The organism is Saccharopolyspora shandongensis (assembly GCF_900106995.1).
GTDB lineage: Bacteria > Actinomycetota > Actinomycetes > Mycobacteriales > Pseudonocardiaceae > Saccharopolyspora > Saccharopolyspora shandongensis.
In genome coordinates, this window is the sequence record NZ_FNOK01000004.1 from 102,658 (window position 1) to 126,463 (window position 23,806).

At 71.9% G+C, this 23,806-nt stretch carries 23 protein-coding genes; 15 read left to right on the top strand and 8 right to left on the bottom strand.

The window, feature by feature from the left end; genetic code table 11:
- Positions 1 to 6: 6 nt before the first annotated feature.
- Both BLW84_RS05380 and BLW84_RS05385 read left to right on the top strand, forming a co-directional pair.
- Positions 7 to 1,167: a sensor histidine kinase gene (locus tag BLW84_RS05380; protein ID WP_093261937.1), complete on the top strand. Its 1,161-nt coding sequence runs from the start codon at positions 7 to 9 to the stop codon at positions 1,165 to 1,167.
- On the top strand, positions 1,164 to 1,826 hold the full coding sequence (locus BLW84_RS05385; protein WP_093261939.1) for a response regulator: 663 nt from the start codon (positions 1,164 to 1,166) through the stop codon (positions 1,824 to 1,826). The genes BLW84_RS05380 and BLW84_RS05385 overlap by 4 nt, the downstream gene beginning before the upstream one ends.
- Positions 1,827 to 1,889: 63 nt before the next feature.
- On the opposite strand, the gene BLW84_RS05390 is transcribed toward BLW84_RS05385, so the two are convergent.
- From BLW84_RS05390 to BLW84_RS05405, 4 genes are all read right to left on the bottom strand, one after another.
- Positions 1,890 to 2,840: a PLP-dependent cysteine synthase family protein gene (locus BLW84_RS05390; RefSeq protein ID WP_093261941.1), complete on the bottom strand. Its 951-nt coding sequence runs from the start codon at positions 2,838 to 2,840 to the stop codon at positions 1,890 to 1,892.
- A gap of 198 nt (positions 2,841 to 3,038) precedes the next feature.
- Positions 3,039 to 3,317, bottom strand: a complete 279-nt coding sequence (locus tag BLW84_RS05395) for a MoaD family protein (RefSeq protein WP_093261942.1) — start codon at positions 3,315 to 3,317, stop codon at positions 3,039 to 3,041.
- Positions 3,318 to 3,386: 69 nt separating this feature from the next.
- On the bottom strand, positions 3,387 to 3,842 hold the full coding sequence (locus BLW84_RS05400; protein WP_093261944.1) for a M67 family metallopeptidase: 456 nt from the start codon (positions 3,840 to 3,842) through the stop codon (positions 3,387 to 3,389).
- Positions 3,843 to 3,940: 98 nt separating this feature from the next.
- Entirely contained in the window at positions 3,941 to 4,972 is a 1,032-nt protein-coding gene (locus BLW84_RS05405; protein ID WP_093261946.1) for a P1 family peptidase, read from the bottom strand.
- A 154-nt stretch (positions 4,973 to 5,126) separates the two neighbouring features.
- On the opposite strand from BLW84_RS05405, the gene BLW84_RS05410 reads away from it, so the two are divergent.
- The 4 genes from BLW84_RS05410 to BLW84_RS05425 all read left to right on the top strand — a co-directional run bounded on the left by BLW84_RS05410 (position 5,127) and on the right by BLW84_RS05425 (position 9,597).
- Positions 5,127 to 6,437, top strand: coding sequence for an MFS transporter (locus tag BLW84_RS05410; RefSeq protein ID WP_093261948.1), 1,311 nt, complete (start codon positions 5,127 to 5,129; stop codon positions 6,435 to 6,437).
- 45 nt (positions 6,438 to 6,482) lie between these two features.
- A complete protein-coding gene (locus BLW84_RS05415) occupies positions 6,483 to 7,139 on the top strand; it encodes a response regulator transcription factor (protein ID WP_093261950.1) in 657 nt (218 codons plus the stop codon).
- A gap of 176 nt (positions 7,140 to 7,315) precedes the next feature.
- The gene (locus BLW84_RS05420) at positions 7,316 to 8,689 is read left to right on the top strand and encodes a sensor histidine kinase (RefSeq protein ID WP_093261951.1); all 1,374 of its coding nucleotides are present in this window, start codon (positions 7,316 to 7,318) and stop codon (positions 8,687 to 8,689) included.
- Positions 8,689 to 9,597 (top strand): TAXI family TRAP transporter solute-binding subunit, encoded by a 909-nt coding sequence (locus BLW84_RS05425; RefSeq protein ID WP_093262390.1) that lies wholly within the window; start codon positions 8,689 to 8,691, stop codon positions 9,595 to 9,597. The genes BLW84_RS05420 and BLW84_RS05425 overlap by 1 nt, the downstream gene beginning before the upstream one ends.
- Positions 9,598 to 9,766: 169 nt before the next feature.
- Here the strand turns inward: BLW84_RS05425 and BLW84_RS05430 are convergent, their stop codons facing one another.
- From BLW84_RS05430 to clpS, 3 genes are all read right to left on the bottom strand, one after another.
- A complete protein-coding gene (locus tag BLW84_RS05430; RefSeq protein ID WP_093261953.1) occupies positions 9,767 to 11,770 on the bottom strand; it encodes a neutral/alkaline ceramidase in 2,004 nt (667 codons plus the stop codon).
- A 92-nt stretch (positions 11,771 to 11,862) separates the two neighbouring features.
- Positions 11,863 to 12,426 carry a DUF2017 domain-containing protein gene (locus tag BLW84_RS05435; protein WP_093261955.1) on the bottom strand — a complete coding sequence of 188 codons (564 nt, stop codon included), beginning with the start codon at positions 12,424 to 12,426 and terminating at the stop codon, positions 11,863 to 11,865.
- Positions 12,427 to 12,720, bottom strand: coding sequence for an ATP-dependent Clp protease adapter ClpS (gene clpS / locus BLW84_RS05440; RefSeq protein ID WP_010693751.1), 294 nt, complete (start codon positions 12,718 to 12,720; stop codon positions 12,427 to 12,429).
- A 111-nt stretch (positions 12,721 to 12,831) separates the two neighbouring features.
- On the opposite strand from clpS, the gene BLW84_RS05445 reads away from it, so the two are divergent.
- From BLW84_RS05445 to BLW84_RS05460, 4 genes are all read left to right on the top strand, one after another.
- Positions 12,832 to 14,136, top strand: a complete 1,305-nt coding sequence (locus BLW84_RS05445) for a nicotinate phosphoribosyltransferase (RefSeq protein WP_093261956.1) — start codon at positions 12,832 to 12,834, stop codon at positions 14,134 to 14,136.
- Between the two features lie 57 nt (positions 14,137 to 14,193).
- The gene (locus tag BLW84_RS05450) at positions 14,194 to 14,763 is read left to right on the top strand and encodes a nicotinamidase (RefSeq protein ID WP_093261958.1); all 570 of its coding nucleotides are present in this window, start codon (positions 14,194 to 14,196) and stop codon (positions 14,761 to 14,763) included.
- 162 nt (positions 14,764 to 14,925) lie between these two features.
- The gene (locus BLW84_RS05455) at positions 14,926 to 15,612 is read left to right on the top strand and encodes a hypothetical protein (protein ID WP_093261960.1); all 687 of its coding nucleotides are present in this window, start codon (positions 14,926 to 14,928) and stop codon (positions 15,610 to 15,612) included.
- A 49-nt stretch (positions 15,613 to 15,661) separates the two neighbouring features.
- A complete protein-coding gene (locus BLW84_RS05460; RefSeq protein WP_093261961.1) occupies positions 15,662 to 17,824 on the top strand; it encodes an ATP-dependent DNA helicase in 2,163 nt (720 codons plus the stop codon).
- Positions 17,825 to 17,923: 99 nt separating this feature from the next.
- Here BLW84_RS05460 and BLW84_RS05465 read toward each other — a convergent pair whose 3' ends face one another.
- Complete coding sequence (locus BLW84_RS05465; RefSeq protein ID WP_093261963.1) at positions 17,924 to 18,793, bottom strand: LLM class flavin-dependent oxidoreductase; 870 nt, start codon at positions 18,791 to 18,793, stop codon at positions 17,924 to 17,926.
- A 367-nt stretch (positions 18,794 to 19,160) separates the two neighbouring features.
- On the opposite strand from BLW84_RS05465, the gene BLW84_RS05470 reads away from it, so the two are divergent.
- From BLW84_RS05470 to BLW84_RS05490, 5 genes are read left to right on the top strand one after another with little or no spacing between them, the layout of a single operon-like run.
- On the top strand, positions 19,161 to 19,748 hold the full coding sequence (locus BLW84_RS05470) for a biotin transporter BioY (protein WP_093261965.1): 588 nt from the start codon (positions 19,161 to 19,163) through the stop codon (positions 19,746 to 19,748).
- A gap of 2 nt (positions 19,749 to 19,750) precedes the next feature.
- On the top strand, positions 19,751 to 21,394 hold the full coding sequence (locus BLW84_RS05475; RefSeq protein ID WP_177226300.1) for a class I adenylate-forming enzyme family protein: 1,644 nt from the start codon (positions 19,751 to 19,753) through the stop codon (positions 21,392 to 21,394).
- On the top strand, positions 21,391 to 22,512 hold the full coding sequence (locus BLW84_RS05480; protein ID WP_093261967.1) for a thiolase family protein: 1,122 nt from the start codon (positions 21,391 to 21,393) through the stop codon (positions 22,510 to 22,512). The genes BLW84_RS05475 and BLW84_RS05480 overlap by 4 nt, the downstream gene beginning before the upstream one ends.
- Positions 22,509 to 23,183 carry an energy-coupling factor ABC transporter ATP-binding protein gene (locus BLW84_RS05485; protein WP_093261968.1) on the top strand — a complete coding sequence of 225 codons (675 nt, stop codon included), beginning with the start codon at positions 22,509 to 22,511 and terminating at the stop codon, positions 23,181 to 23,183. Before BLW84_RS05480 ends, BLW84_RS05485 begins: the two co-directional genes overlap by 4 nt.
- Positions 23,180 to 23,785, top strand: a complete 606-nt coding sequence (locus BLW84_RS05490) for an energy-coupling factor transporter transmembrane component T family protein (protein WP_093261970.1) — start codon at positions 23,180 to 23,182, stop codon at positions 23,783 to 23,785. Before BLW84_RS05485 ends, BLW84_RS05490 begins: the two co-directional genes overlap by 4 nt.
- Positions 23,786 to 23,806 lie beyond the last annotated feature (21 nt).

Genomic DNA, 23,806 nt, shown 5'->3' on the forward strand with positions numbered 1-23,806 from the left:
GCTCGCATGTGGCTGGAACGTTTCGGCACCTGGTGCCGTTCGCATCCGCGGTGGACGGAAACGATGTTCGCCGGCGGCCTCGGCATCGTGCTGGGAGGCCCGTCGCTGCTGATGGCCATCAGCAGCGTGCCGTGGCCGGGATCCGGGGTGCTGACCGCGGCGATCACGGTCGCGCACGCCGCGTTGGCCGCACGGCGGGCCGCACCGCTGGGCTCGTTCGTCGTGGTCTGCCTCGCGGTCGCGGCGCAGGCTCTGGTCACCGGCTTCTTCCTGATCTTCCCGTCGGTGCTGGTGTTCCCGCTGTCGCTCTATTCGCACACCGCGCACGGCCGGCACCCGGCGCTCGGCCCGATCGCGGGAGCCGCCGGAGCCGCGCTCGTGACCTTCCGCTTCGTGCACGACCCGAGCGTGACGGCGATCATGCGGCCGAGCGCGTGGTTGCTGGCCGCGCTGTTGATGACGATCGTCGTCGCTGCCTGGAGCTTGGGGTTGTTCCGCCGCACCCAGCTCGCCTACATCGCAGTGCTGAAGGAACGAGCCGTCGACGCGGCCCAGCGGGCGACGCTCGACGAACGGGCCCGGATCGCGCGGGACGTCCACGACGTGCTGGCGCACTCCATGGCGGTGATCGTCAGCCAGGCCAAGGGCGGGCAGTACGCCACCGATCGTGCGCCGCAGGCCTTGGGAGTGATCGAGGAGACCGGCCGGCAGGCGCTGACCGATCTGCGCGGGCTGGTCGGGGTGCTGCGCACCGGCCCGGCCGAGTCGGTGCCGCAGCCGACCCTGCGCGACGTGCCGGAACTCGTCGCGCAGATGCGCCGGACATTGCCGGATGTCACGTGCACCGAACGCGGCTCGGCGCGCCCGCTCAGCCCCGCCGCGGAGCTCGCCGCCTACCGGGTCGTGCAGGAAGCGTTGACCAACACGCTCAAACACGCGGGCGGCGGCACGCGGGTGCGGATCGAGTTCCGGTGGTCGGACACCGAACTCGTGCTCGTGGTGCGCGATGATGGCCGGGTCGGGGTTTGCGGGCCGGGCGGCAAGGGCCTGATCGGGATGCGCGAACGGCTCGCCGTGGTCGATGGGTCGATCACCGCGGGCGCGCACCGGGAAGGGGGATTCGTGGTCGAGGCGAGACTGCCTTACCCGGTTGGTGAGCGGTCGTGACGATCCGGGTTTTCCTCGTCGACGACCAGGAACTGGTGCGGACCGGGTGCGCGATGGTGATCGACGCCCAAGCGGACATGGCGGTGGCGGGCGAGGCGGCCGACGGCAGCGCGGCGCTGTCCCGGCTGTCCGCCGAAACCGCCGACGTGCTGCTGGTCGACGTGCGGATGCCTCGAATGGACGGCGTCGAGTTCACCGAACGCCTGCACCGTCGGGACGGCCCGGTGCCCAAGGTCATCATCCTGACCACCTTCGACCTCGACGAGTACGCCTTCGCGGCGTTGCGCGCGGGTGCCAGCGGATTCCTGCTCAAGGACGGGCCCGCCGAGGAGATGCTGCAGGCCATCCGCACCGTGCACCGCGGCGATGCCGTGATCGCGCCGTCCACCACTCGGCGGCTCATCTCGCACGTCGCCCCGGGCCTGCCCAAGCCCGGCGGCGACGTGCTGGCCGCGCTCACCTGTCGCGAGCGCGAGGTGCTGCTGCTGGTCGCGCGCGGTGCTTCCAATGCTGAAATCGGCGCGGAGCTCTTCCTGTCCGAAGGGACGGTGAAGACCCACGTGGGCCGGATTCTGCACAAACTCGGCCTGCGGGACCGGATCCACGCCGTCGTCTGGGCCTACGAGAACGGCGTGCTGCGGCCCGGGCAGGACGGCTGACCCGTCGAAACCCGAAACGTCGGGCGATGCCGGTCGGATCGGTATCGCCCGACGACACGGGAGTCAGGCCCAGAGTTGGCCTTCGAGGCGCTGGGCCGCTTCGTCGAGGGTGCCGCTGTAGGCACCCGTCGAGAGGTACTTCCAGCCCGCGTCCGCCACGACGAACGCGATGTCCGCCGATTCTCCTTCTGCCGCAGCCTTTTCCGCGATCGTCAGCGCCGCGTGCAGCACTCCGCCGGTGGAGATGCCGGCGAAGATTCCTTCGCTCTCCAGCAGCTGGCGGGTGCGGCGCAGCGCGTCGTAGGAGCCGACCGAGAACCGGCGCGTCAGCACGTCCGGGTCGTACAGCTCCGGCACGAAGCCCTCGTCGAGGTTGCGCAGGCCGTAGACCAGCTCGCCGTATCGCGGTTCCGCCGCGACGATCTGCACGTCCGGCTTCTGCTTGCGCAGGTACCGGCCGACCCCGACCAGGGTGCCGGTGGTGCCCAGCCCGGCCACGAAGTGCGTCACCGTCGGCAGGTCGCGCAGGATCTCCGGTCCGGTGGTGCGGAAGTGCGCTTCGGCGTTGGCCGGGTTGCCGTACTGGTAGAGCATCACCCAGTCCGGGTTCTGCTCGGCCAGTTCCTTGGCCACCGCCACCGCCTGGTTCGAGCCGCCCGCCGCGGGCGAGGAGACGATCCGCGCCCCGTAGGCCTGCAGCAGCTGGCGGCGTTCCTCCGAGGTGTTCTCCGGCATCACGCAGACCAGGCCGTAGCCCTTGAGCTTGGCCGCCATCGCCAGCGAGATCCCGGTGTTGCCGGAGGTCGGCTCCAGGATCGTGCAGCCGTGGGTGAGCCGGCCTTCCTTCTCGGCCGCCTCGATCATGGCCAGCGCCGCCCGGTCCTTGATCGAACCGGTCGGGTTGCGGTCTTCCAGCTTGGCCCACAGCCGGACGTCCGGTGCCGGTGACAGGTGGGGCAGCCCCACCAGCGGGGTGTCACCGAGCGCGTCCAGCAACGAGTCGTAACGAGCCACGGTGCGCCTCCTACTCGCCCTCTGCGCGCAGAGAAATGTCTTGTGCTTCGAAGCGCTCGGCCCACCCTCGCAAGCGGCACCGCCGCGGGTGCTCAGGGGTCTTCTCGCGAGAACAGCCTCGACGTGTTGGCATTCATGACGTCGGGATCCCACGGCGAGAAGACGCCTGAGGTTCCGCTGCCGCTGCGCGGGACAGGCTTAGCGCGCGCCGCCGGCGACGGCCGGGAGGATGGTGACGCTGTCGCCGTCGGCGACCTTGGCCTCCAGGCCACCCGCGAAGCGCACGTCCTCGTCGTTGACGTAGACGTTGACGAAGCGGTGCAGATTGCCTTCCTTGACCAGGCGGTCCTTCAGGCCGTTGAAGTTGGTGTCGAGGTCGTTGATCACCTCGGCCACGGTGTTGCCCTTGGCCTCGACGGACTTCTCGCCGCCGGTGTGGGTGCGCAGGATGGTGGGGATCGAAACCTTGATTGCCATTGGGGAACCTCCTGTCCACGAAGGACTTCGTTGGGATCGGGACGCGAACACTGGTGGGCGAGCCGCGGCTCAGTCGAGGTCGGGGACCTCGTCGGCACCGGTGTGGGCGAACATGTACGACTCCACGACCTCCACCGGCTCCTCGGTCACAGAGCCGTCGAGGATCCGGTAGGAACGCAGCTCATGGGTCTTCGGGTCCCGGGTGGACACGAGCACGTAGTGCGCGTTGGGCTCCGAGGCGTAGGAGACGTCCGTGCGCGATGGGTACGCCTCGGTCGAGGTGTGCGAGTGGTAGATGACCACCGGCTCCTCGTCCCGCTCGTCCATCTCGCGCCACACCTTCAGCTGTTCGGCGGAGTCGAACCGGTAGAAGGTGGGCGAACGCTCGGCGTTGATCATCTCGATCAGGCGTGTCGGGCGGTCCGACCCTTCCGGGCCGGTAATCACGCCGCACGCCTCGTCCGGGTGGTCCCGTCGGGCATGCGCGACCATCGCATCGACCAGGTCGCGTCGGATCACCAGCACAGCAACCATCCTAGTAGGTGGGGCACCGGCCTCCCACGATGTGGAAGATCCCGCTACCGGTGCGGCTTCGTCGGGCGAAAACGCAGGTACACGATGATTCATTCCCGCGCCGAGGGGTAGAGCTCCGTGTAGGAAGTCACCTCATCGACCGGTTCGGCGGCCAGCACGCCGCGCACGATCGCGCGCGCGACGACGTCGGCCGCGACCGCGCACACCGCGTCCAGCCGCGCCGCCCAATCCGGCTCGCCCGGCGCGGGCAGGGCGGCTCCGGTGCCGGTGGCCAGCGCGAACATCGTGTCGCCGTCGACCAGGAGGTGCGCGGGCCGGACGGTGCGGGCCAGCCCGTCCTGCGCGGCGACCGCCAGCCGCCGGCACTCGGCCTTCGACAGCTTCAGATCGGTGGCGACCACGCCGATCGTGGTGTTCAGCGGCCGCTCGATCGGGCCGTGCCGCCCGGGGCGCTTGCCGAACAGCCGCCGGCCCGCTTCGACCTCGGCGGGATCGGGCGGGCGCAGGCCGGGCGTCGGGATCCACGGCAGCCCGGTGTCGGGGTCGATCGCCGAGCCGGCCGCGTTGACCGCCACCAGGGCGCCGACGGTGGTGCCGTCGTCCAGCACGGCGCTGGCCGTGCCGATGCCGCCCTTCACGGTGCCCACGACCGCGCCGGTGCCCGCGCCGACGTTGCCCTCCCTGGCCTCGGTGCGGGTCGCGTTCTCGCAGGCCCGGTGGCCGAACCCGGCGTCGGGCCGGTTGCCCCAGTCGCTCATCGGCACGTCGAAGATGACCGCGCCCGGCACCACCGGAACCACGTGCGACGGATCGGCGCCGACCCGCACGCCGTGCCCGCGCTCGCCGAGCCAGCGCATCACCCCGTCGGCCGCCGCCAGGCCGTAGGCGCTGCCGCCGGTGAGGACCACGCCGTGCACCTGCTGCACCAGGTGGCTGGGTTCGAGCACGTCCGTCTCGCGGGTTCCGGGGCCGCCGCCGCGCACGTCCACCGCCGCTGTCGCGCCCTCCGGCACCAAGACCACGCTGGTGCCGGTGGCCCAGTGCTCGTCGAGCCGCTGTTCGTGCCCGACCCGCACCCCGTCGACGTCGACGATCGCGTCGAGCCCTCCCGATCGCAGCATTCCGACAGGTTCCTCTCGTCCGGGTTACTCGCCGACCGCACAGCGTGATCGACCACGTTGGCATCACGTTAACCGGACGTAAAGGAAACGCCGCCGTTCTTGTTGTCGACCCCCCGCCTCCGCACTGTGAGTCCGTTCACTAGGAGGAGGACGGATGTCAACTGAGGTGCACGGCCGCGACGTTGCGGCGCGCTCCGGTGGCGAGCGCCGGGTGGTCGCCAACGTCATTCGCGGCTCGATCGGCAACCTGATCGAGTGGTACGACTGGTACGCCTACACCGCGTTCAGCGTGTACTTCGCGGCGGCGTTCTTCCCGAAGGGCGACCTGACCGCCCAGCTGCTCAACACTGCGGGCGTGTTCGCCATCGGCTTCCTGATGCGCCCGCTCGGCGGCTGGCTACTCGGCCGCTACGCGGACCGCTTCGGCCGCCGCGCCGCGCTGACGCTCTCGGTGACGCTGATGGCCTGCGGCTCGCTGGTGATCGCGCTGACGCCGGGCTACAACACGATCGGCCTCGCCGCGCCGCTGCTGCTCGTCTTCGCGCGGCTGGTGCAGGGCCTCTCGGTCGGCGGCGAGTACGCGACGTCGGCGACGTACCTGTCGGAGGTCGCCACCGCGAGCAAGCGCGGCTTCTACTCCAGCTTCCAGTACGTGACGCTCGTCGCCGGGCAGCTCACCGCGCTGGGCGTGCAGATCCTGCTGCTCATGGTGCTCACCAACGAGCAGATGGATTCGTGGGGCTGGCGGATCCCGTTCGCGATCGGCGCGGTCGGCGCGGTGATCGTGATGTGGCTGCGCCGCGGCATGGACGAGACCGAGAGCTACAAGAAGGCCTCGGAGGGCAACCAGTCGCGCGGCACCGTCAAGGCGCTGCTGCAGCACCCCAAGGAGTGCCTGCTCGTCGTCGGCCTGACCCTCGGCGGCACCGTGGCGTTCTACACGTACACGACCTACCTGCAGAAGTACATGGTGGCGACCTCGGGCATCGACAAGGGCACCGTCGCCTGGATCAACTTCCTGGCGCTGCTGGTGTTCCTGTTCCTCCAGCCGCTGGCGGGCGCGCTGTCGGACCGCATCGGCCGCCGCTGGCTGCTGCTCACCTTCGGCGTCCTGGGCACCGTGCTGACCGTGCCGATCATGACGCTGCTCGGCTCGACGCAGGACCCGGTCATGGCGTTCGCGCTGATGCTGGGCGGCCTGGTGATCGTCACCGGCTACACCTCGATCAACGCGATCGTGAAGGCGGAGCTGTTCCCGACCAACATCCGCGCGCTCGGCGTCGGCCTGCCCTACGCGCTGACGGTGGCGATCTTCGGCGGCACCTCGGAATACGTGGCGCTGTGGCTGAAGCAGGCGGGCATGGAGCAGGTGTTCTTCTGGTACGTCTCGGGCTGCGTGCTGATCTCGCTGATCGTGTACCTGCGGATGCGCGAGACGTCGAAGGACTCCCGTATGGAGGGCTGATCCGGCGCGCCGCCATACTCGGGGCGGAGCTTTCGGAGGTGGCTGGTGCGCGTGCTTCTCGTCGAGGACGACGACGGCGTGGCGGATGCGCTCGTCGACGTCCTCGCCGCGCACGGCCACCAGCCCACCCGGGTCTCGCGCGGCGCGGACGCGCTGACCCGGCACCGGGATCACGACCTGGTGCTGCTCGACCTGGGCCTGCCGGACGCCGACGGCCTCGACGTGCTGCGGAAGCTGCGCCGGGTCGGGCCGATCCCGGTGGTGGTGCTGACCGCCCGCGGCGAGGAGCGGATGGTGGTCCGCGGCCTGCGTTCCGGCGCGGACGACTACCTGGTCAAGCCGGTGCGGATGGCGGAGCTGCTGGCCCGGATCGAGGCGGTGGCCCGGCGCGGTCGCCCGGCGGCCGCGGCCGCCGACGAGGTCCGGGTCGGCGACGTGCTGGTGGACCTGCGGACCCGCCGGGTGCGGGTCGGCGACCGCGACGTGGAGCTGACGCCGAAGGAGTTCGACGTGCTCGCGGTGCTGGCCGGCGAGGCGGGCAGCGCGGTGAACCGGCAGCGCCTGATGGACGAGGTCTGGGGCGACGCCTACCTGGCGGTCTCGCGGTCCCTGGACGTGCACATCGCGCAGCTGCGCGCCAAGCTGGGCCGCCCGGAGCTGCTGGTGACGATCCGCGGCTTCGGCTACCGGTTCGGGGAGTGAGCGGTGAGCACGCGTCCGGCGCACCGGTGCGGCGACGCCAGGCGGCGGTTTCGCGCGAAACCGGCACCGCCAGGCACGCGGAATGGCGGTTTCGCGCGAAATCGCCGCTCCTCCCCGCACGGCCGCCCAGCGGATTCGCCGCCGTGCTCGCGGCCTACTGACTTCGGTGACCGCTGATGCGCCGGCGCTTGTTGCTGGTGCTGCTCACCTTCTCGGTCCTCGCGGTGGCGGGGTTCGCCGCTCCGCTGCTTCGCGCCACCGCCGCGGAGCGGACGCAGCAGCTGGTGCTCGCCCGCACCGCCGACCTCGACCGGTTCGCCGCGCTCGCCGACCACGCGTTCGGCACCGGCGACACCGACCAGCTGCGCGCCGAGGCGAGCCGCTACGCGGAGCTCTACGGCGAGCCGCTGGTGGTGGTCGACACCAACCGGGTGCCGGTCGTGGAGACCGGCGGCATGCGCGCCTCCGACGTCGCCGAGTCGATCGACAAGGCGCTGCGCAACGAGCTGGCCGGGCCGGTGCCGTGGCTGCGGCCGTGGTCCGAGGGCGAGCTGATCCGCTACCGGCCGGTCGGTGACGGCACGCGGGTGACCGGCGCGGTCGTCCTGCGCGCCTCGGTGCAGCACGCGACGCAGGACATCGCCGCGCGGTGGGCGCTGATCGTGGCGGGCGCGCTGAGCGCCTTGGTGGTGTGCGGGCTGCTGGCATTGGTGCTGGCCCGGTGGATCCTGCGGCCGCTGGCGGAGTTGCGGGCCGGGGTGCGGGCGGTCGGCGCCGGATCGCGCCGCTCGCGGGTTCCGGAGGACGCCGGGCCGCCGGAGCTGCGGGAGCTGGCGGTGTCCTTCAACCGCATGTCGGAGGCGGTCGCGGACGCCGAGGAGCAGCAGCGGCGCCTCGTCGCCGACGCGTCGCACCAGCTGCGGAACCCGATGGCCGCGCTGCGCCTGCGGGTCGACGCGCTGGAACGGCGGATCACGCCGGAGGGCGCGCGGACCTATCGGTCCACTTTGGACGAGGTGGACCGGCTGGAGTCGCTGCTGGACCGGCTGCTGGCCCTGGCCACGGCGGATCGCGAAGCCGGCGGGTCCGCGGTGGAGCCCAGCGACGTGGCGGCGGTGGCGGCCGACCGGATCGAGGCGTGGCGGCCGGCGGCCGAGGCGGCCGGGGTCCGGTTCGCCGCGGCCCGGCTCGACCACGCCGAGGCGGACCTCCCGGCCGACGACCTCGCCCAGATCCTCGACATCCTGCTGGACAACGCCATCAAGTACGCCGGATCGGCGGCGACCGTGTCGGTGCGCTGCGAGGCCGGGCCGGACAGCTGCGCGCTGACCGTCAGCGACACCGGCCCCGGCCTGTCCGATGCGGAGATATCCCTTGCCGCGCAACGCTTCTGGCGAGCCGGGCGGCATCGCGGCAGCCGCGGCACCGGGCTCGGGCTGGCCATCGCCGACCGGCTGGTGACCGGGCGCGGCGGCGCGCTGCGAATCGAGCCCGTCCGGCCGCACGGGTTGTCGGTGCGGCTCGATCTGCCGGTAAGGGAGGAGACGTGATTCGCCGCCGAGCCCTGCTCGCCCTGGCCGGAGCCGGGCTGGTCAGCGCCTGCACCGGGCGGACGCCCGAGCGCACGCTGCGCATCGCCGCCGGCGAACCGGGCGGCTTCTACACGGCCTTCGCCGGCCAGCTGGCTGCCGAGGTTTCCGCGGCGGTGCCCGGCCTGCGGATGCCGGTGCTGAGCAGCCAGGGCAGCGTCGCCAACGTCGAGCTGCTGCGCGACGGGCTGGCCGACCTGGGCATGGTGCTCACGCACACCGCCGCGGCGGCGCAGAACGGCGATCTCGGCCCGCGGGTTCAGCTGCGCGCCCTCGGCCAGGTGTACGAGAACTACACGCAGCTCGTCGTGCTGGCCGGCAGTCCCGTGCACAACCTCGCCGAACTGGTCGGCCGCACGGTGTCGATCGGCGCGCCGAAGTCCGGGACGGCGTTGTTGGGGGCGCACCTGCTGGCGGCGCATCCCGGGGTGCGCCGCGAATCGCTGCCGCTGGAAGAAGCGATCGACGCGCTGGAACGCGGCCGGATCGATGCGCTGCTGTGGTCCGGCGGCCTGCCGACGCCGGTGCTCAAGACGCTCGACGACCGGGTCGGCATCCGCCTGCTCCCGCTCGATGCGGCGGAGGCCGGCTGCGGCCCGCTGTGCGACTCGGTGCTGGTGCCGCCCGGCGCCTACCGGCGGACCAGCCGGACCCCGACGGTCGGAGTGCCCAACATCCTGGCCTGCACGCCGGAACTCCCCGCCGACCTGGCCGAAGCGGTGGTCCGGGTCTTGGTGCTCCGAGCGCCGTTCCTGGTCCCGCAGCAGACGGTGGGCGCCCAGTTCCTGGACGTCCGGAACCTGATCAGCACCGGCGCGGTGCCGCTGCACCCGGGCGCCGAGCGCGCCTACCGCGACCTCCACGGCTGACCCGGCCGCGGAGAGCTCCCATTTTTGCCTAAAACTGGGAACCCCAACGCCCCTACAACCGATCCAGCCAGGCGGAAAACTCCCAATTTTGCCTAAAACTGGGAACCTCCGTGACCTCCGCGGCCGCGTCGGGGCCGCGTTGTCGACGCTCGGCGGATCCCCGGTGGCGTCAAGTGATCACGAAGGTCTGCGTGGTGCCGGTGAACGCGTTGATCGAGCCGTTCCAGCCGTTCTTCCAGTCGCCGTGGTGGACGATCCGGTAGCGGCCGGCCGGCGCGTTGTCCGGGACGTCCCAGGTGATCGTCGCCGTCGAGGTCGCGACGCCGCTGCGCGCCCAGCTGTACTTCGTCGACCAGTGCCGGTCGTCGGCCACGCGCCGCCACCCGCCGTCCACCTGGCGTTGGACCTCGGCGAAGGTGCCGCCGCGGCGCAGGTCGTTCTTCGGGTGGCCGGTCACGAACACCGCCGAGACCTGTTCGCCGCGCCGGTAGCGGTTGGCGGGTTCGGTGAGCACGTCGCCGAATTCGCGCCCCGGTGGCTTGTCGTCGAAGACCACGCCGGGCTGGAAGTTGATCAGCTTGCCGCGCAGGTCGCGCGGCGTCGGCCCGGGCGGGACCGGCTTCCCGGACCTCATCGCGGCGGCCAGCCGGGTGAACTCCTGCTGGTAGGCGGGCAGCGTGTACCTGCCGAACAGGGTGGAGGCGCCCTCGTACTGCTGGGCGTCGTACTCCTCCGGCGTGGTCACGTACTGGCTGTACGCGTTGGCGTAGCCCTGCATCAGCACGTTCTCCAGCGGCACGCCCAGCTCGTCGGCGACGGCGCGGCAGATCCGCAGCCCGGCCACGATGGTGTACTCGGCGGGCCCGGCCACCAGGTGCAGCTGGCCGATCCGGATCAGTTGCAGCGGCAGCACTTCCGGGCACCACGGGTAGGGCTTCATCGCGCCGAAGGGCACCGCGATCGGCTTGGGCGCCTGCGCGTCGGCCAGCCCCGCCGGGACGGGCGCGTCGGCGCCGCCGAGCCAGTCCAGGAACGGGTTGCGGATGCCCTCGGGAATCGGGAGTCCAGGGCCGTCTTCGCGGCTTCCGGCGAGCATGGACACGCCGATCGCGGCGGTGCAGGTGGAGTGCTGCTCGCCGTCCGGCGTGAACCGACCGTCCACTGTGACCTTCGACATGTCCACGAAGCACATCCGGTGGTCCACCGCGCCGCCGAGCTGCTCCCGCGCTGCGTCGAAAGCGCGCTTGGCGGCGCGGAACTGGCGATCGCCGATGATCCGGGTGTTCTCGAACTCGTCGTCGGTCGGGCCCGAACCGGGCGCCAGGTTCAGGTTCGGCGACATGTCGCCGGAGTTGGTCTGCGCGAAGCAGGCGACGAAGTCGTCGCCGCGCTGTTCCCAGGCGAACGCCGCGTAGCCCTTGTTGTCCGAGCTGATCAGCCGGTTCTCGTTGGTCATCGAGGTGCCGTGGGTGGCGAACCAGGTGATCGCGCCGACGTCCCGGCCGCCCTGCGCGAACCGCAGCACGGTGACCGCCGGGTCGATGGCCAGCGGGAAGTGGTCCTTGTCCGCGCTGGGGTTGAGGTCGAACGCGCTGCGCGACCGGTTCACGCTGGCATCGGTCAGCAGGGCCCGGCCGAGGTTCAGGGTGCCGGGCTTGAGGTCGTCGTGCGCCCGGGAGATCGCTTCGACGATCCCGTCCACGACGGCGTTGTAGGTCTGCTCCTGGAAGCCGAGGATCGACAGGTCGTAGGCGGCGTAGTGCGAGTCGCCGCCGCACGCTGCGTGCGTGTGCGTGGCGTTGAGCAGCACGTTCTGCTCGGTGTAGAGCCCGCCGTGGGTTTCGGCGAGCTTGCGCAGAACCCCTTGGTGCACCGACTGGAACAGCGCGCCGAGCTCGGCGGTGACGAACGCGATGCGCTTGTCGCCGTCGGCCACGATGAATGCGCGCGCGAGGGTGCGCAGGTGGATGCCCGCGGTCTGCTGCTGGGGCATCGAGTAGCCCATCATGCCGTTCTCGGCGGCCGGGCCGGTCACGTCGGCGATGCCCCGGCCGACCAGGTAGGCGCCGGTCGGGCGGGCGGGTTCAGCGGCGGCGCTGGTGCCGCCGAGCGCCGAAGCGACCAGCGGTGCCGCCGCGGCGGCGGCCAGCACACGTCTCCTGGCAACGGGCATGTGCCTGCACTCCTCGATGAATGCGAATCAAATTCACGTTCTTGATCGAGGGGAGGCTACGTGATCCCGTTCACGCTGCCAAGGGGCCGATGTCAGGCCATCAGGGCGCCGACCAGGCTGTCCTGGACCCAGGTGAGCCACTGGTAGACGCCCAGGTGCTCGCGGCGCATGTCGTCGTCGGGCACGTCGTCCGGCATGTCCTCGTCCACGTCCAGCGCCGTGCCCAGCGCCAGCCGGACGTCGTTGATCGCCGCCAGCCAGCCGTCGGCCTGCTCACCGGTCAGCTTGACCCGGCCGCCCATCGGCGGGCACGTCTCCAGCACCAGCGCGGCCGCCCCGGTCTTGGCCTCCAGCAACCCCGGCTCGTGCAGCGAGCGCATCGCGCCGGCCGCGTCCGACTCCTCCTCGTCGGTCTCGCCGGTGATCGGGTCGCGCCGGTAGAAGTCCGGCAGCAGCCGCGCCAGCACGCGGTCCTCCGGCGGCGTCGTCGGCCCGGTGCGGATGCCGGTCAGCTCGGCCAGCTCGTCCTGCGGCGCCTCGTCGGCGCGGGCGGTGAGCATGTCCTTGAGCTGCCCCACCAGACCCCGGATGACCGCGGCCTCCTGTTGCGACAGCTCGGCCAGCACGTGACCGTTCTTGCGGGTCCAGCCTTCCACTCAGGAATCCTTCTGCATCGTCGCCCACAGGCCGGCGGCATGCAGCTTCGCCACGTCTCCCTCGACCTTCTCCTTGGAGCCCGAGGAAACCACCGCCTTGCCCTTGTGGTGCACGTCCAGCATCAACTTCGTCGCATGATCCCGGGTGTAACCGAAGATCTTCTGGAGCACGTAGGTCACGTAGGACATCAGGTTGACCGGGTCATTCCACACCACGGTCACCCACGGCTTGTCCTCGGTACCGAGTGCATCCGGTTCGAGTTGCGCGCGCTCGATTTCAGCGGGCGAGGTCATGGCCCCATCGTCGCACGCGGCCGTCACAGCAGTGTCGACCGCACGGGCAAACCCGGCACGCACGGGGTTCGCGCCGCGAACGCACGCCGACCACCACGTAATCTCTGCGGCATGAGCTCTCCGACGGGTAGCACCGCGCTGCTGACGGACCAGTACGAGCTGACGATGCTCGCGAGTGCGCTGCGGGACGGCACCGCACACCGCCCGTGCACCTTCGAGGTGTTCACCCGGCGGCTGCCGGACGGCCGCCGCTACGGGGTCACCGGCGGCACCGGCCGGGTGCTCGACGCGATCGAGAACTTCCGGTTCGGCGAGGCCGAACTCGAACAGCTCGCCGCCACCCGAGTCGTGGACGACGCGACCCTGGAGTGGCTGCGCGACTACCGGTTCCAGGGGCAGGTCGACGGCTATCCCGAGGGCGAGCTCTTCTTCCCCGGCTCCCCGCTGCTGACCGTGCGCGGCACGTTCGCCGAGGCAGTGGTGCTCGAGACGCTGGTGCTGTCGATCCTCAACCACGACAGCGCGATCGCCGCCGCCGCGGCCCGGATGGTGTCGGCGGCCAACGGCCGACGCATGATCGAGATGGGCTCGCGGCGCACGCACGAGGAAGCGGCCGTGGCCGCGGCGCGGATCGCCTACCTGGCCGGCTTCACCGCCACCTCGAACCTGGAGGCGGGCCGCCGCTACGGCATCCCGACCGCGGGCACGGCGGCGCACGCCTTCACGCTGCTGAACGACTCCGAGCGCGCCGCCTTCGAATCCCAGATCGCCTCGCTGGGCACCGGCACCACGCTGCTGGTCGACACCTACGACATCACCCGCGGCATCGAGCTCGCGGTGGAGATCGCCGGGACCGGGCTGGGCGCGATCCGGATCGACTCCGGCGACGTCGGCGTGCTCGCCCAGCAGGCCCGCGACCAGCTCGACGGGCTCGGCGCGACGGGCACCCGGATCGTCGTCTCCGGCGACCTCGACGAGTACGCCATCGCCGCGCTGCGCGCCGAGCCGGTCGACGGCTACGGGGTGGGCACGGCGCTGGTCACCGGCTCCGGCGCGCCGACCGCCGAGATGGTCTACAAACTGGTGGAGGTCGAGGGCCGTCCGGTCGCGAAGCGCAGCTCGCACAAGACGTCCCGCGGCGGCCGCAAGGCCGCGGTGCGGCGGTACAAGGAGACCGGTACCGCCGTGGAAGAGGTCGTCTACCAGGTCGCGCCGGGCGCCGCCGAGCCGGTGCTCGGGCCGCACGACCGGTTCCTGCAGATCCCGCTGATCCGGGATGGGAAACGGGCCGAGGGCGTGCCGACGCTGGAGGAGGACCGGCAGCGGCTGCGGCATGCGCTGGTGACGCTGCCGTGGGAGGGCCTCAAGCTCTCGCACGGCGAACCGGCGATCCCGACGGTCTTCCACGAGGCCTGAGCTTCCCGCCAGGCCCGGCGGCATTCCAGAATTGCGGTAACGGCAAGGGGGGACGTGATGACCAAAGCGTTGATCATCGTGGACGTGCAGAACGACTTCTGCGAGGGCGGCTCGCTGGCGGTGGCCGGCGGCGTCGGCGTGGCGACGGAGATCTCGCGGTACCTCGCGGGATTCGACCACGACCACGTGGTGGCCACCCGCGACTACCACATCGACCCGGGCGCGCACTTCAGCGACGAGCCGGACTTCGTCAGCTCCTGGCCGCGGCACTGCGTGGCGGGCACTCCCGGCGCGGCGTTCCACCCGGAGCTGGACGTGGGCCCGGTGGAAGCGGTGTTCTCGAAGGGCCAGTACAGCGCCGGCTACTCGGGCTTCGAGGGCATCGACCTGCGGGACCGGCCGCTGCGCGACTGGCTGGCCGACCACGGCGTCCGCCGGGTCGACGTCGTGGGCATCGCGATGGACCACTGCGTACGGGCGACGGCGCTCGACGCGGTCCGGGCGGGCCTGGACACCACGGTGCTCCTGGGGCTCACGGCGGGCGTCTCCCGCGAGACGGTCGACGCGGCCCTCTCGGACCTCGACGCCGCGGGCGTGAACCTGATCGGCGAACCGGTGGTCCGGTAGCGGCGTTTTCGCTGGTAGCGGCTCGTGAGTCCGGTGGGGCGCGGTGCCCCGCCGGACTCACGCCGCTGCAGAGGCGGTAGTTCCGGAAAGAGCAACGGCACCGGCGCGAAATGCCCATCGTCGGCTCTCGCGAAGCAGCACCGGAGAGGATCGAGCGAGGGTGTGGCTGCGGAACTGACCGAGTACGAGCAGCGCTACGTCGACATGCTGGGCGAGCTGCGGAATTCACCGGCCATCGAGGTGCTCGAAGGCAAGGTGGATCGGGTAGTGCAGGCCTACGGCGACATCCCGACGGTCTTCGAGAAGCTCGCACGACGCTACGAACTCACCCTCGACCCGTCCCTGCAGAGCCGTTTCCCGCGCTTCCGGAGTTTGTCGTGCCTGTGGCAGACCACCGACGAACTCCCCCAGCTGACCGGCGAGTTCCTGCTTTCACACCTGTACTCGCAGGTGAGCGGCGGCCCGCTCGAGATCGCGGAGCACTTCCCCGAAGAGAGCGATCGCAGCCTGGCGCGCGAGTTGCGCGTGATCGACGACCACCCGGAAGGCGGCGGTGGATTCGCCGCGATGCGAATCCAGCCCCACGTCCGGTTCCCGGAGCTCTGGTACTTCACGATCGCCCACGGCTTCCAGCTCCTCGACATCGGCTACCGCGAGTACTTCGACAACCTGCTGATCACGAAGGGCGTCCACGGCTGGCAGCACCTCTTCGCCGACGTCCGGCTGCACGCGGATGAGTACATCCACGCGCGGAAGCGCCTCACCACGATGCTGCAGGTCCTCCCCGAGATCTTCCCGGGCCACGACTACGAGCCCCTCCGGGCCCGGCTCGCGCAGCGGCTGCGGTAGCGCGGGGGCATCGGGGCTCGTGGACAGGGGTGCGCGGTAGTTTCTTCTCGTGCCCACCTCTGTCCCGCGATGGTCCGACCCGGTTGCGTTCGAGCCCGACGAAGACGACGAGCTGCCACCGGAGATCGCCGCCGACCTCGTCAAGGTGGGCAAGCGGGACGCGCCGGAACTGCCGCTGACGGCCAAGCCCAAGCAGGACATCCCGGACCTGGCGACGCTGCTGGAGATCGCGATCACCGCGGTAGGCGGCGTGCCCCGCGAGGGCCAGGCCAGGATGGCCGCCGCCGTCGAGCACTCCATCGGCTCCGGCGAGCACTTGGCCGTGCAGGCCGGCACCGGCACCGGGAAGTCGCTGGCGTACCTGGTCCCCGCGATCCGGCACGCCATCGCCGAGGGCACCACGGTGGTCGTCTCGACCGCGACCATCGCGCTGCAGCGCCAGCTCGTCGACCGCGACCTGCCCCGGCTGGCGACCGCGCTCGCCGAGGCGATCGGCCGCCGCCCGACCTTCGCGATCCTCAAGGGCCGCCGCAACTACCTGTGCCTCAACCGCGTGCACGGCAATGCGCCCGAGGAGCCCGACGAAGGCGCGCTGTTCGACGCCTTCGCCGCGTCCGCGCTGGAGCGGCAGGTCAAGCGGATCCAGGAGTGGGCCACCGAGACCGAGACCGGCGACCGCGACGAGCTGGTGCCCGGCGTCACCGACCAGGCCTGGCGGCAGATGTCGGTCACCGCCAAGGAATGCCTCGGCGTGCACCGCTGCCCGGTCGGCGTCGATTGCTTCGCCGAGCGCGCCAGGGCCGAGGCCGGGCGCGCGGACATCGTCGTGACGAACCACGCGCTGCTGGCCATCGACGCGCTGGACGACCGTCCGGTGCTGCCCGATCACGACGTCGTCCTCGTCGACGAGGCGCACGACCTGGTGGACCGGGTGACCTCGGCGGCCACCGGCGAGCTGGCCGCGGGCGCGGTGCGGCTCGCGGCGCGCCGCTGCGGGCGGGCCATCGACGAGGAGATCGCCGACCGCCTCGCCGAGGCCGCGGAAGGCCTGGACCTGGTGCTGCAGGCGGCGAATCCCGGTCGGCTGGAAGAACTTCCGCAGGACCTCGGCGGCGCGCTAACGGTGACCCGCGACGCGGCCTGGGCGTGCATCAACGCGCTCGGCCCGGAACGCAAGGAAGACGCCGAAGGCAGCACGGCGCGCAAGCTCGCGCACGCCGTCACCGAAGAGATCCACGACACCGCGGTGCGGCTCCTGGAAGCGTTCGACGACGAGAAGCAGTACGACGTCGTGTGGGTGTCCGCGGAGCCCAACCGCCCGCCGACCGTGCGGGTCGCGCCGCTGGGCGTCGGCGCGCTGCTGCGAGACCGGCTCTTCGGGCAGCGCACCACGGTCCTGACCTCGGCGACGCTGGCGCTCGGCGGCTCGTTCGACACGCTCGCCCGGCAGTGGGGCCTGCCACCGCAGCAGAAGGCCCAGCCGGCCGCCGGAATGGCCACCGCGAAGGAGGTCCCCGCCGACGCCGGCGGTCCGAAGTGGACCGGGCTGGACGTGGGCTCGCCGTTCGAGCACCAGCGCAGCGGCATCCTCTACATCGCCCGCCACCTGCCGCCCCCGGGCCGCGACGGGCTGCCGCCGCAGTACCTGGACGAGCTGACCGAGCTGGTGCAGGCCGCGGGCGGGCGCACGCTCGGGCTGTTCTCATCGATGCGCGCCGCCAAGCAGGCTTCGGAAGAACTGCGCGAGCGGCTGAGCACGCCGGTGCTGTGCCAGGGCGACGACTCGACCGCGCTACTGGTCCGCAGGTTCGCCGAAGACCCGGAGACCTCGCTGTTCGGCACCCTGTCGCTGTGGCAGGGCGTGGACGTGCCGGGCGATTCGCTGCAGCTGGTCATCATGGACCGGATCCCGTTCCCGCGGCCGGACGATCCGCTCGCATCGGCCCGCCAGAAGGCGGTTTCCGAGCACGGCGGCAACGGGTTCATCACCGTGGCGGGCACGCACGCGGCGCTGCTGCTGGCGCAGGGCGCCGGGCGGCTGCTGCGCTCGCCGAAGGACCGCGGCGTGATCGCGGTGCTGGACCCGCGCCTGGCCACCGCGCGCTACGGCGGTTTCCTGCGCGCGTCGCTGCCGCCGTTCTGGACCACCCACGACCCGGAGGTCGTGCGCGGAGCCCTGCGAAGGCTGTCCGCAGCCGCAGCGGAGGCATAGCGGCGCCGCAATTTCCATTGAAATTGCGGTGATCCCGGGCCGGAGACGGCGCAGGGCCGGGGTTCGGGGTGTCGTGATCGCCGTGCGGCCCGCGGGCGGCTACCAGGCCGGTGGGCCCTGTTCGACGCGGTCGAGCACCGGCCCGAGGCGGTGCAGGTCGTCGGTGGTCTGCAGCAGCCGCTCGTCCCACCAGGTGGCACCGGCCTCGGCCAGCGGCCCGATCAGGTCGCGCGCCGCCGCGGGGTCGCCCGGGCTGACGCCGCCCACGACGACTTCGAAGGGATCGGACCGCCGATCCACGCGATGCCGTTCGACGTAGCCGACCAGTTCCCGCACCTCATCAACGCGCGGGGGATGTCCGTGGCCCGCCGTCTTGAACAGGGGGACCACGCCGTCCCAGCGCGCGGCGCGGCGCATCGGCCGGCGGTGCGGCCACACCCCGCCGATCCAGACCGGCGGGCGAGGACGTTGCACCGAGGCCGGCAGCAGGGTCACGTCATCGACGTAGTAGTGCCGACCGCGGTGGTTCACCGGCTCCCCGGACCAGTAGCGCTGCAGCAGGTCCAGACCCTCGTCGAGGCGCTCGGCCAGCACCACCGGGTCGGTGGGTTCGCCGAAGCTCGCGAAGTCGCCGTCGATCGGCCCGCCGAGGCCCGCGCTGAAGATCACCCTGCCGCCGCTCAGCGAGTCCAGGGTGGCCACCTGACGGGCCAGCTGCTCCGGCCGCCGCCGCGCGACCGCGGCGACCAAGGTCCCCAGCCTGAGCCGGGAGGTCGCCAGCGCCGCAGCGGTCAGCAGCATCCACGGGTCGCCGAACGGCTGACCTCGACGCTCGTCCTTGTCATGCACCACGTGATCCCAGACGAACAACGCGTCCCAGCCCGCCTGCTCCGCCGCGGCAGCGACCTTCGCGACCGTTGCGGGATCGGCGAAATCGCCGAAGTTCGGGATGTTGACCGAAAAGCGCACCGATACATGGTGCGCACGACTCAACACGCAGAGCAACCGAATTTCCGCAGCCCAGGCACCGTGCGTGCTTTGTGTCGCTATAGCAGCACAAAACGCTCGCGGGCTCTCACCAGACAAAAGGCCAGCCGCGCCGGCAGTTTTGTAGGAGATCGACAATTCGGTGTTGGGCTTTCCGTTCCGGCGGGGTTGGCGGGTAGGTTGAGCTCGCCGCGCTCATCGGGCCGCCGACGCTGCCCGATTCGACGAGAACCGCTGGTGGGGAGGGCCCTGCCGGGCAGGAGGCAGTCGAGGAGGAGGCGCGGCGCGAAGCCCGGCCCGGCAGCGCCGCCGGTCGGCCCTGTTGTCGATCAACCGCTAGGGAGACGTCGTGTCCGCACCCCGCCAAGCCGCGCCCGCCGCGAACCTGGCCAGGACTGTGGTCTTCGCCGCATTCATCGCCGTCCTCGGGATCTTCCCCGGCTTCTACCTCGGCGGCGCGGCGGTGCCGATCGTCCTGCAGAACGCGGGTCCGCTGCTGGCCGGCAGCATCCTCGGCGCCCGCCGGGGCGGCGCGGCCACGCTGCTGTTCGTCGCCCTGGTGGCGATCGGGCTCCCGCTGCTCTCCGGCGGTCGCGGCGGCCTCGCGCCGTTCATCGGGCCCAGCGGCGGCTTCGTGATCGGCTGGGTGGTGGCGGCGGTCGTCGTCGGCCTGATCGTGCAGCGCGGCCTGCCGAAGCCGGGCCTGTTCGTGCTGCTCGCGGCCAACGTCGCGGGTGTGGCCGTGGACTACCTGATCGGCATCCCGTACTGGGGCCTGGTCATCGGCGACCTGCGCGCGGCGGCGGTGCAGTCGCTAGTGTTCCTCCCCGGCGACGCCCTGAAGCTCGTCGCCGTCTCGCTCGTCGCCGTCGCGGTGCACCGCGCCCTCCCGGCGACGCTGACCGGCTCGGCGCGCCGCGCCACCGCCGAGGGCTGAGCGTGCTGCCGATCCTCGGCCGCTCCCCCGCTTCGCGGGTCGCGCACGCCGGAACGACGCTGGACGCTCAGGAGCTGCTCGCGCGGGCCTACCGCGCTGCGCGGCTCCTGCCGTCCGGCTCCAGGGTCGCCTTCGACGGAGGGGACGCGCTGACGCGCTTGACCCACTTCCTCGGGGCGGATCTGGCGGGCTGCGCGACCCTGCTCGCGGAACCCACCTGGACGGAAGCCGATCGCGCAGCGGTCCTCGCCGACGCCCGCCCGGACGTCGTGCTGAACCTGGACGAGCCGCCAACCGCAGACGAGAGCGAACGGACCGTTCACGCCGCGTACCGGGACGAACAGGCCACTCGCTCGACCGAACCAAGCCAACAGACCGCTCACCCCGCCAACCGAGACGAACAGGCCCTTCACTCCACACCCGAACCAAGCCAACGGACCGCTCACCCCGCCTACCGAGGCGAACAGGCCACTCGCTCGACCGAACCAAGCCAACAGACCGCTCACCCCGCCAACCGAGACGAACAGGCCCTTCACTCCACACCCGAACCAAGCCAACGGACCGCTCACGCCGCCTTCCGGGACGAACGGTCCGTTCGCCGCGGCGGATCGACGCCGACCGACGGCGGGGAGCTCACGCACTTCTACCTGCCCACGACCTCCGGCAGCAGCGGTGCTCCGAAGGTGCTGATCCGGTCTCGGCGGTCGTGGCTGCGCAGCTTCGCCGCGCTCGGCCTGCCCTTGGGCTCTTCGGATCGCGTGCTGATCCCCGGCCCGCTGAGTTCGTCGCTGTTCCTCTTCGGCGCGTTGCACGCGCTCCGCGAGGGCGCCGATGTCGAGCTGCTGGACAAGTGGTCCGCCGCCGGTGCCGCCGTCGCGTCGCGGCAGGCGACCGTCGTCCACCTGGTGCCCGCGATGCTCTCCGCCCTCGTATCCACTTTGGAGCGCGATCCGGTGTTGCGATCCGAATGCGGTTTGCGCGTGGTGGTTTGCGGCGGGGCCCGGGTGGACGAGGCGTTGGCGGAGCGGCTCGCCAAGGTGCTTCCCGGATGCGAGCTCGTCGAGTACTACGGGTCGGCCGAGCATTCGCTGATCGCCGTTCGGCGCGGCGGTTCGCTGCGGCCCGTCGTCGACGTGGACGTGCGCGATCCCGTGGACGGCGTCGGCGAGTTGTGGGTGCGCTCCGAGCTGGTCTTCGACGGCTACCTCCGCGACGGGGCGATCGTGCCCGCGACGACCGAGGACGGCTGGTCGACCGTCGGCGATCGCGCCGTGCGGCACGCCGACGGGTCGCTGGAGGTTCTCGGCCGCCTCGGTTCGGCGATCAACACCGGCGCCCGGATCGTCGGCGCGGAGGAGGTCGAATCGGTGCTTCGCGGCGCCGAGGGCGTGCTTGACGTGCTCGTTTGCGCCAGCCCGCATCCGAGGTTCGGCGAGCTCGTCACCGCCGTCGTCGAGATCGACCAGGCAACGCCACCGTCGCTGCGCGAGCTCCGCGCGCGGGCCCGCAACGCGCTGGGCCCGGCGAAGCGCCCCCGGCGCTGGCTGGCGGTGCGGGAGCTGCCCCGGACCGCGTCCGGCAAGCCCGCCCGCGCCCTGATCGCGGAGCGGCTGCGGACCGGAACCCTCGATGCGGAGGCGCTGTGAACCGGACACCCGTCGTGATCGCCGCGCGTCGCACTCCCATCGGCGAAGCGGGCGGCGTGCTGCGCCACCTGGCCGTCGACCGGCTCGCCGCGCCGGTGCTGCGCGCCGTCCTGGACGACACCGGTGTGACCACAGTGGACGATGTGCTGCTCGGCAACGTGCTGGGCCCCGGCGGGAATCCGGCGCGGGTGGCGGCGTTGCGCGCCGGGTTGGGCGAGGCCACGCCCGGCATGACCGTCGACCGGCAGTGCGCGAGCGGGCTCACCGCGATCACCACGGCAGCGGCGATGATCCGCGGTGGCGCGGGCGACTGGTTCCTCGCCGGCGGCGCCGAGAGCCCGTCGACCGCTCCTTGGCGGGCGTGGCGGCCGCGCTCGGCGACCGAACCGCCCCGCTTCTACGACAGGGCACCGTTCGCCCCGGCCGACATCGGCGACCCGGACATGGGTCCGGCGGCGGACCTGGTGGCCGCCGAGGCCGGGATTTCCCGGCAGCGCCAAGACGCTTTCGCTGCCCGCAGCCACGAACGCGCCGTGGCCGCGCGGCGAGCGGGTCGTTTCGACGCCGAGCTGGTGCCGGTCGGCGGCATCAATGCCGACGAGCGGCCGCGCGAGGGCTTCACCGCCGAGCGGCTGGCCCGGTTCCGGCCCGCGTTCACCCCGGACGGGACCGCGACGGCGGCGAATTCCTGCGGCATCAACGACGGGGCCGCCGCCGTGCTGATCACCACCGAGGAGCAGCGCCGCCGGCTCGGCGTGCCGGGCCTGCGGCTGCTGGGCTGGCGCACGACCGGAGTCGACCCGAACCGGCTCGGCCTGGGCGCGGTGCCCGCCATGCGGGAGCTGGTCGAGCGGCACGAGCCGGAGGTCGTCGAGTTCAACGAGGCCTTCGCCGGGCAGACGCTGGCCTGCCTGGACGCCGCGGGCATCGACGAGCGGCTGGCCGGGCCGGACGGCGGCGCGATCGCGCTCGGCCACCCCTGGGGTGCTTCCGGCGCGGTGCTCGTGGTGCGGTTGTTCGGCCGGATGGTGCGGGCGGACGGGCCGCGCGTGGGCTTGGCGGCGCTGTCCTCCGGCGGGGGTTTGGGCGTGGCCACGATGTGGGAGCGAGTGGGTTGATCGAGTTCGAGGGCGTCGGGCACAGCTACGACGAGCGCACCGTGCTGGACGGCGTGGACCTGCGGCTGGCCGAGCGGCGGGTCGCCTTCGTCGGGGCGAACGGCTCCGGCAAGTCCACCCTGGCCCGGATGATCAACGGCCTGGTGCACCCCAGCCGCGGCCGGGTGTTGGTCGACGGGGTGGATCCGGCGCGCAACGGCCGCGCGGTGCGGCGGCGGGTGGGGTTCATCTTCACCCACCCGGACAGCCAGATCGTGATGCCCACCGCGGGCGAGGACGTCGCGTTCTCGCTGCGCAAGCAGGGACTTTCCAAGGCGGAGCGGCAGCGCCGCGCGGCGGAGGTGCTGGCCCAGCACGGGTTGGAGGGCTACGCCGAGCACCCGGCGCACCAGCTCTCCGGCGGGCAGAAGCAACTGCTGGCGCTGTGCTCGATGCTCGTCCTGGAGCCGGACGTGCTGGTCTGCGACGAGCCGACGACGCTGCTCGACCTCCGCAACAAGCGGCACTTCATCGACGTCCTGAACGGCCTGCCGCAGCAGGTCGTGCTGGTCACCCACGACCTGGACCTGCTGGACGGCTTCGACCGGGTGGTGGTGCTCGACGCGGGCAAGGTGGTCGCCGACGGCGAACCGGCCGCGGCCATCCCGTGCTACCGGGAGTTGATCAAGTGAGCCCGCTCGGCCTGTACGAGCCGGGGAACAGCCCGCTGCACCGGCTCGGCGCGGGGTGGAAGTTCCTGGCGCTGCTGGCCTTCGCGGTGCTCACCTTCGTGCTCGGGTCGCCGCCGGCGCTGGGCGGATGCGTGCTCGCGGTCGCGGTCGCGTACCTGGTGGGCCGGATCCCGCCGCGCCGCTGCTGGCAGGCCGTGCGGCTGCTGATCCCGTTGCTGCTGGCGGTCTTCCTGCTGCAGTGGTGGATGCTCGGCCTCGACACCGCCGCCGTGGTGTGCCTGCGGCTGCTCGCCGCGCTCACCGCCGCCAACCTCTTCACCCTGACGACCAGGGTCGACGACCTGGTCACCGCAGTGGAGCGCGGCCTCGGCCCGCTGCGGCGCGTCGGCGTCCGGCCGGAGCGGATCGGCCTGCTGGTGGGCCTGACGCTCCAGGCGGTCGCGGCCCTGTCGACGATCGCGACGCAGGTGCGCGAAGCGCAACGAGCCCGGAACGCGGAGCGCTCGTTCCCCGCGTTCGCGGTGCCGTTCCTGGTCCGCACGCTCCGCCACGCCGACGAGCTCGGCGAAGCCCTCGCGGCCCGCGGCATCGGCGACGACTGACTCGCGGGCGAGGCAGGCCGC

What these genes read in the sequence shown, in the direction of transcription:
- BLW84_RS05380 (WP_093261937.1), top strand. Translation starts at nt 7, where the DNA reads ATGTGGCTGGAACGTTTCGGCACCTGGTGCCGTTCGCATCCGCGGTGG.
- BLW84_RS05395 (WP_093261942.1), bottom strand. Translation starts at nt 3,317, where the DNA reads ATGGCAATCAAGGTTTCGATCCCCACCATCCTGCGCACCCACACCGGC.
- BLW84_RS05405 (WP_093261946.1), bottom strand. Translation starts at nt 4,972, where the DNA reads ATGCTGCGATCGGGAGGGCTCGACGCGATCGTCGACGTCGACGGGGTG.
- BLW84_RS05410 (WP_093261948.1), top strand. Translation starts at nt 5,127, where the DNA reads ATGTCAACTGAGGTGCACGGCCGCGACGTTGCGGCGCGCTCCGGTGGC.
- BLW84_RS05420 (WP_093261951.1), top strand. Translation starts at nt 7,316, where the DNA reads ATGCGCCGGCGCTTGTTGCTGGTGCTGCTCACCTTCTCGGTCCTCGCG.
- BLW84_RS05430 (WP_093261953.1), bottom strand. Translation starts at nt 11,770, where the DNA reads ATGCCCGTTGCCAGGAGACGTGTGCTGGCCGCCGCCGCGGCGGCACCG.
- clpS (WP_010693751.1), bottom strand. Translation starts at nt 12,720, where the DNA reads ATGACCTCGCCCGCTGAAATCGAGCGCGCGCAACTCGAACCGGATGCA.
- BLW84_RS05445 (WP_093261956.1), top strand. Translation starts at nt 12,832, where the DNA reads ATGAGCTCTCCGACGGGTAGCACCGCGCTGCTGACGGACCAGTACGAG.
- BLW84_RS05450 (WP_093261958.1), top strand. Translation starts at nt 14,194, where the DNA reads ATGACCAAAGCGTTGATCATCGTGGACGTGCAGAACGACTTCTGCGAG.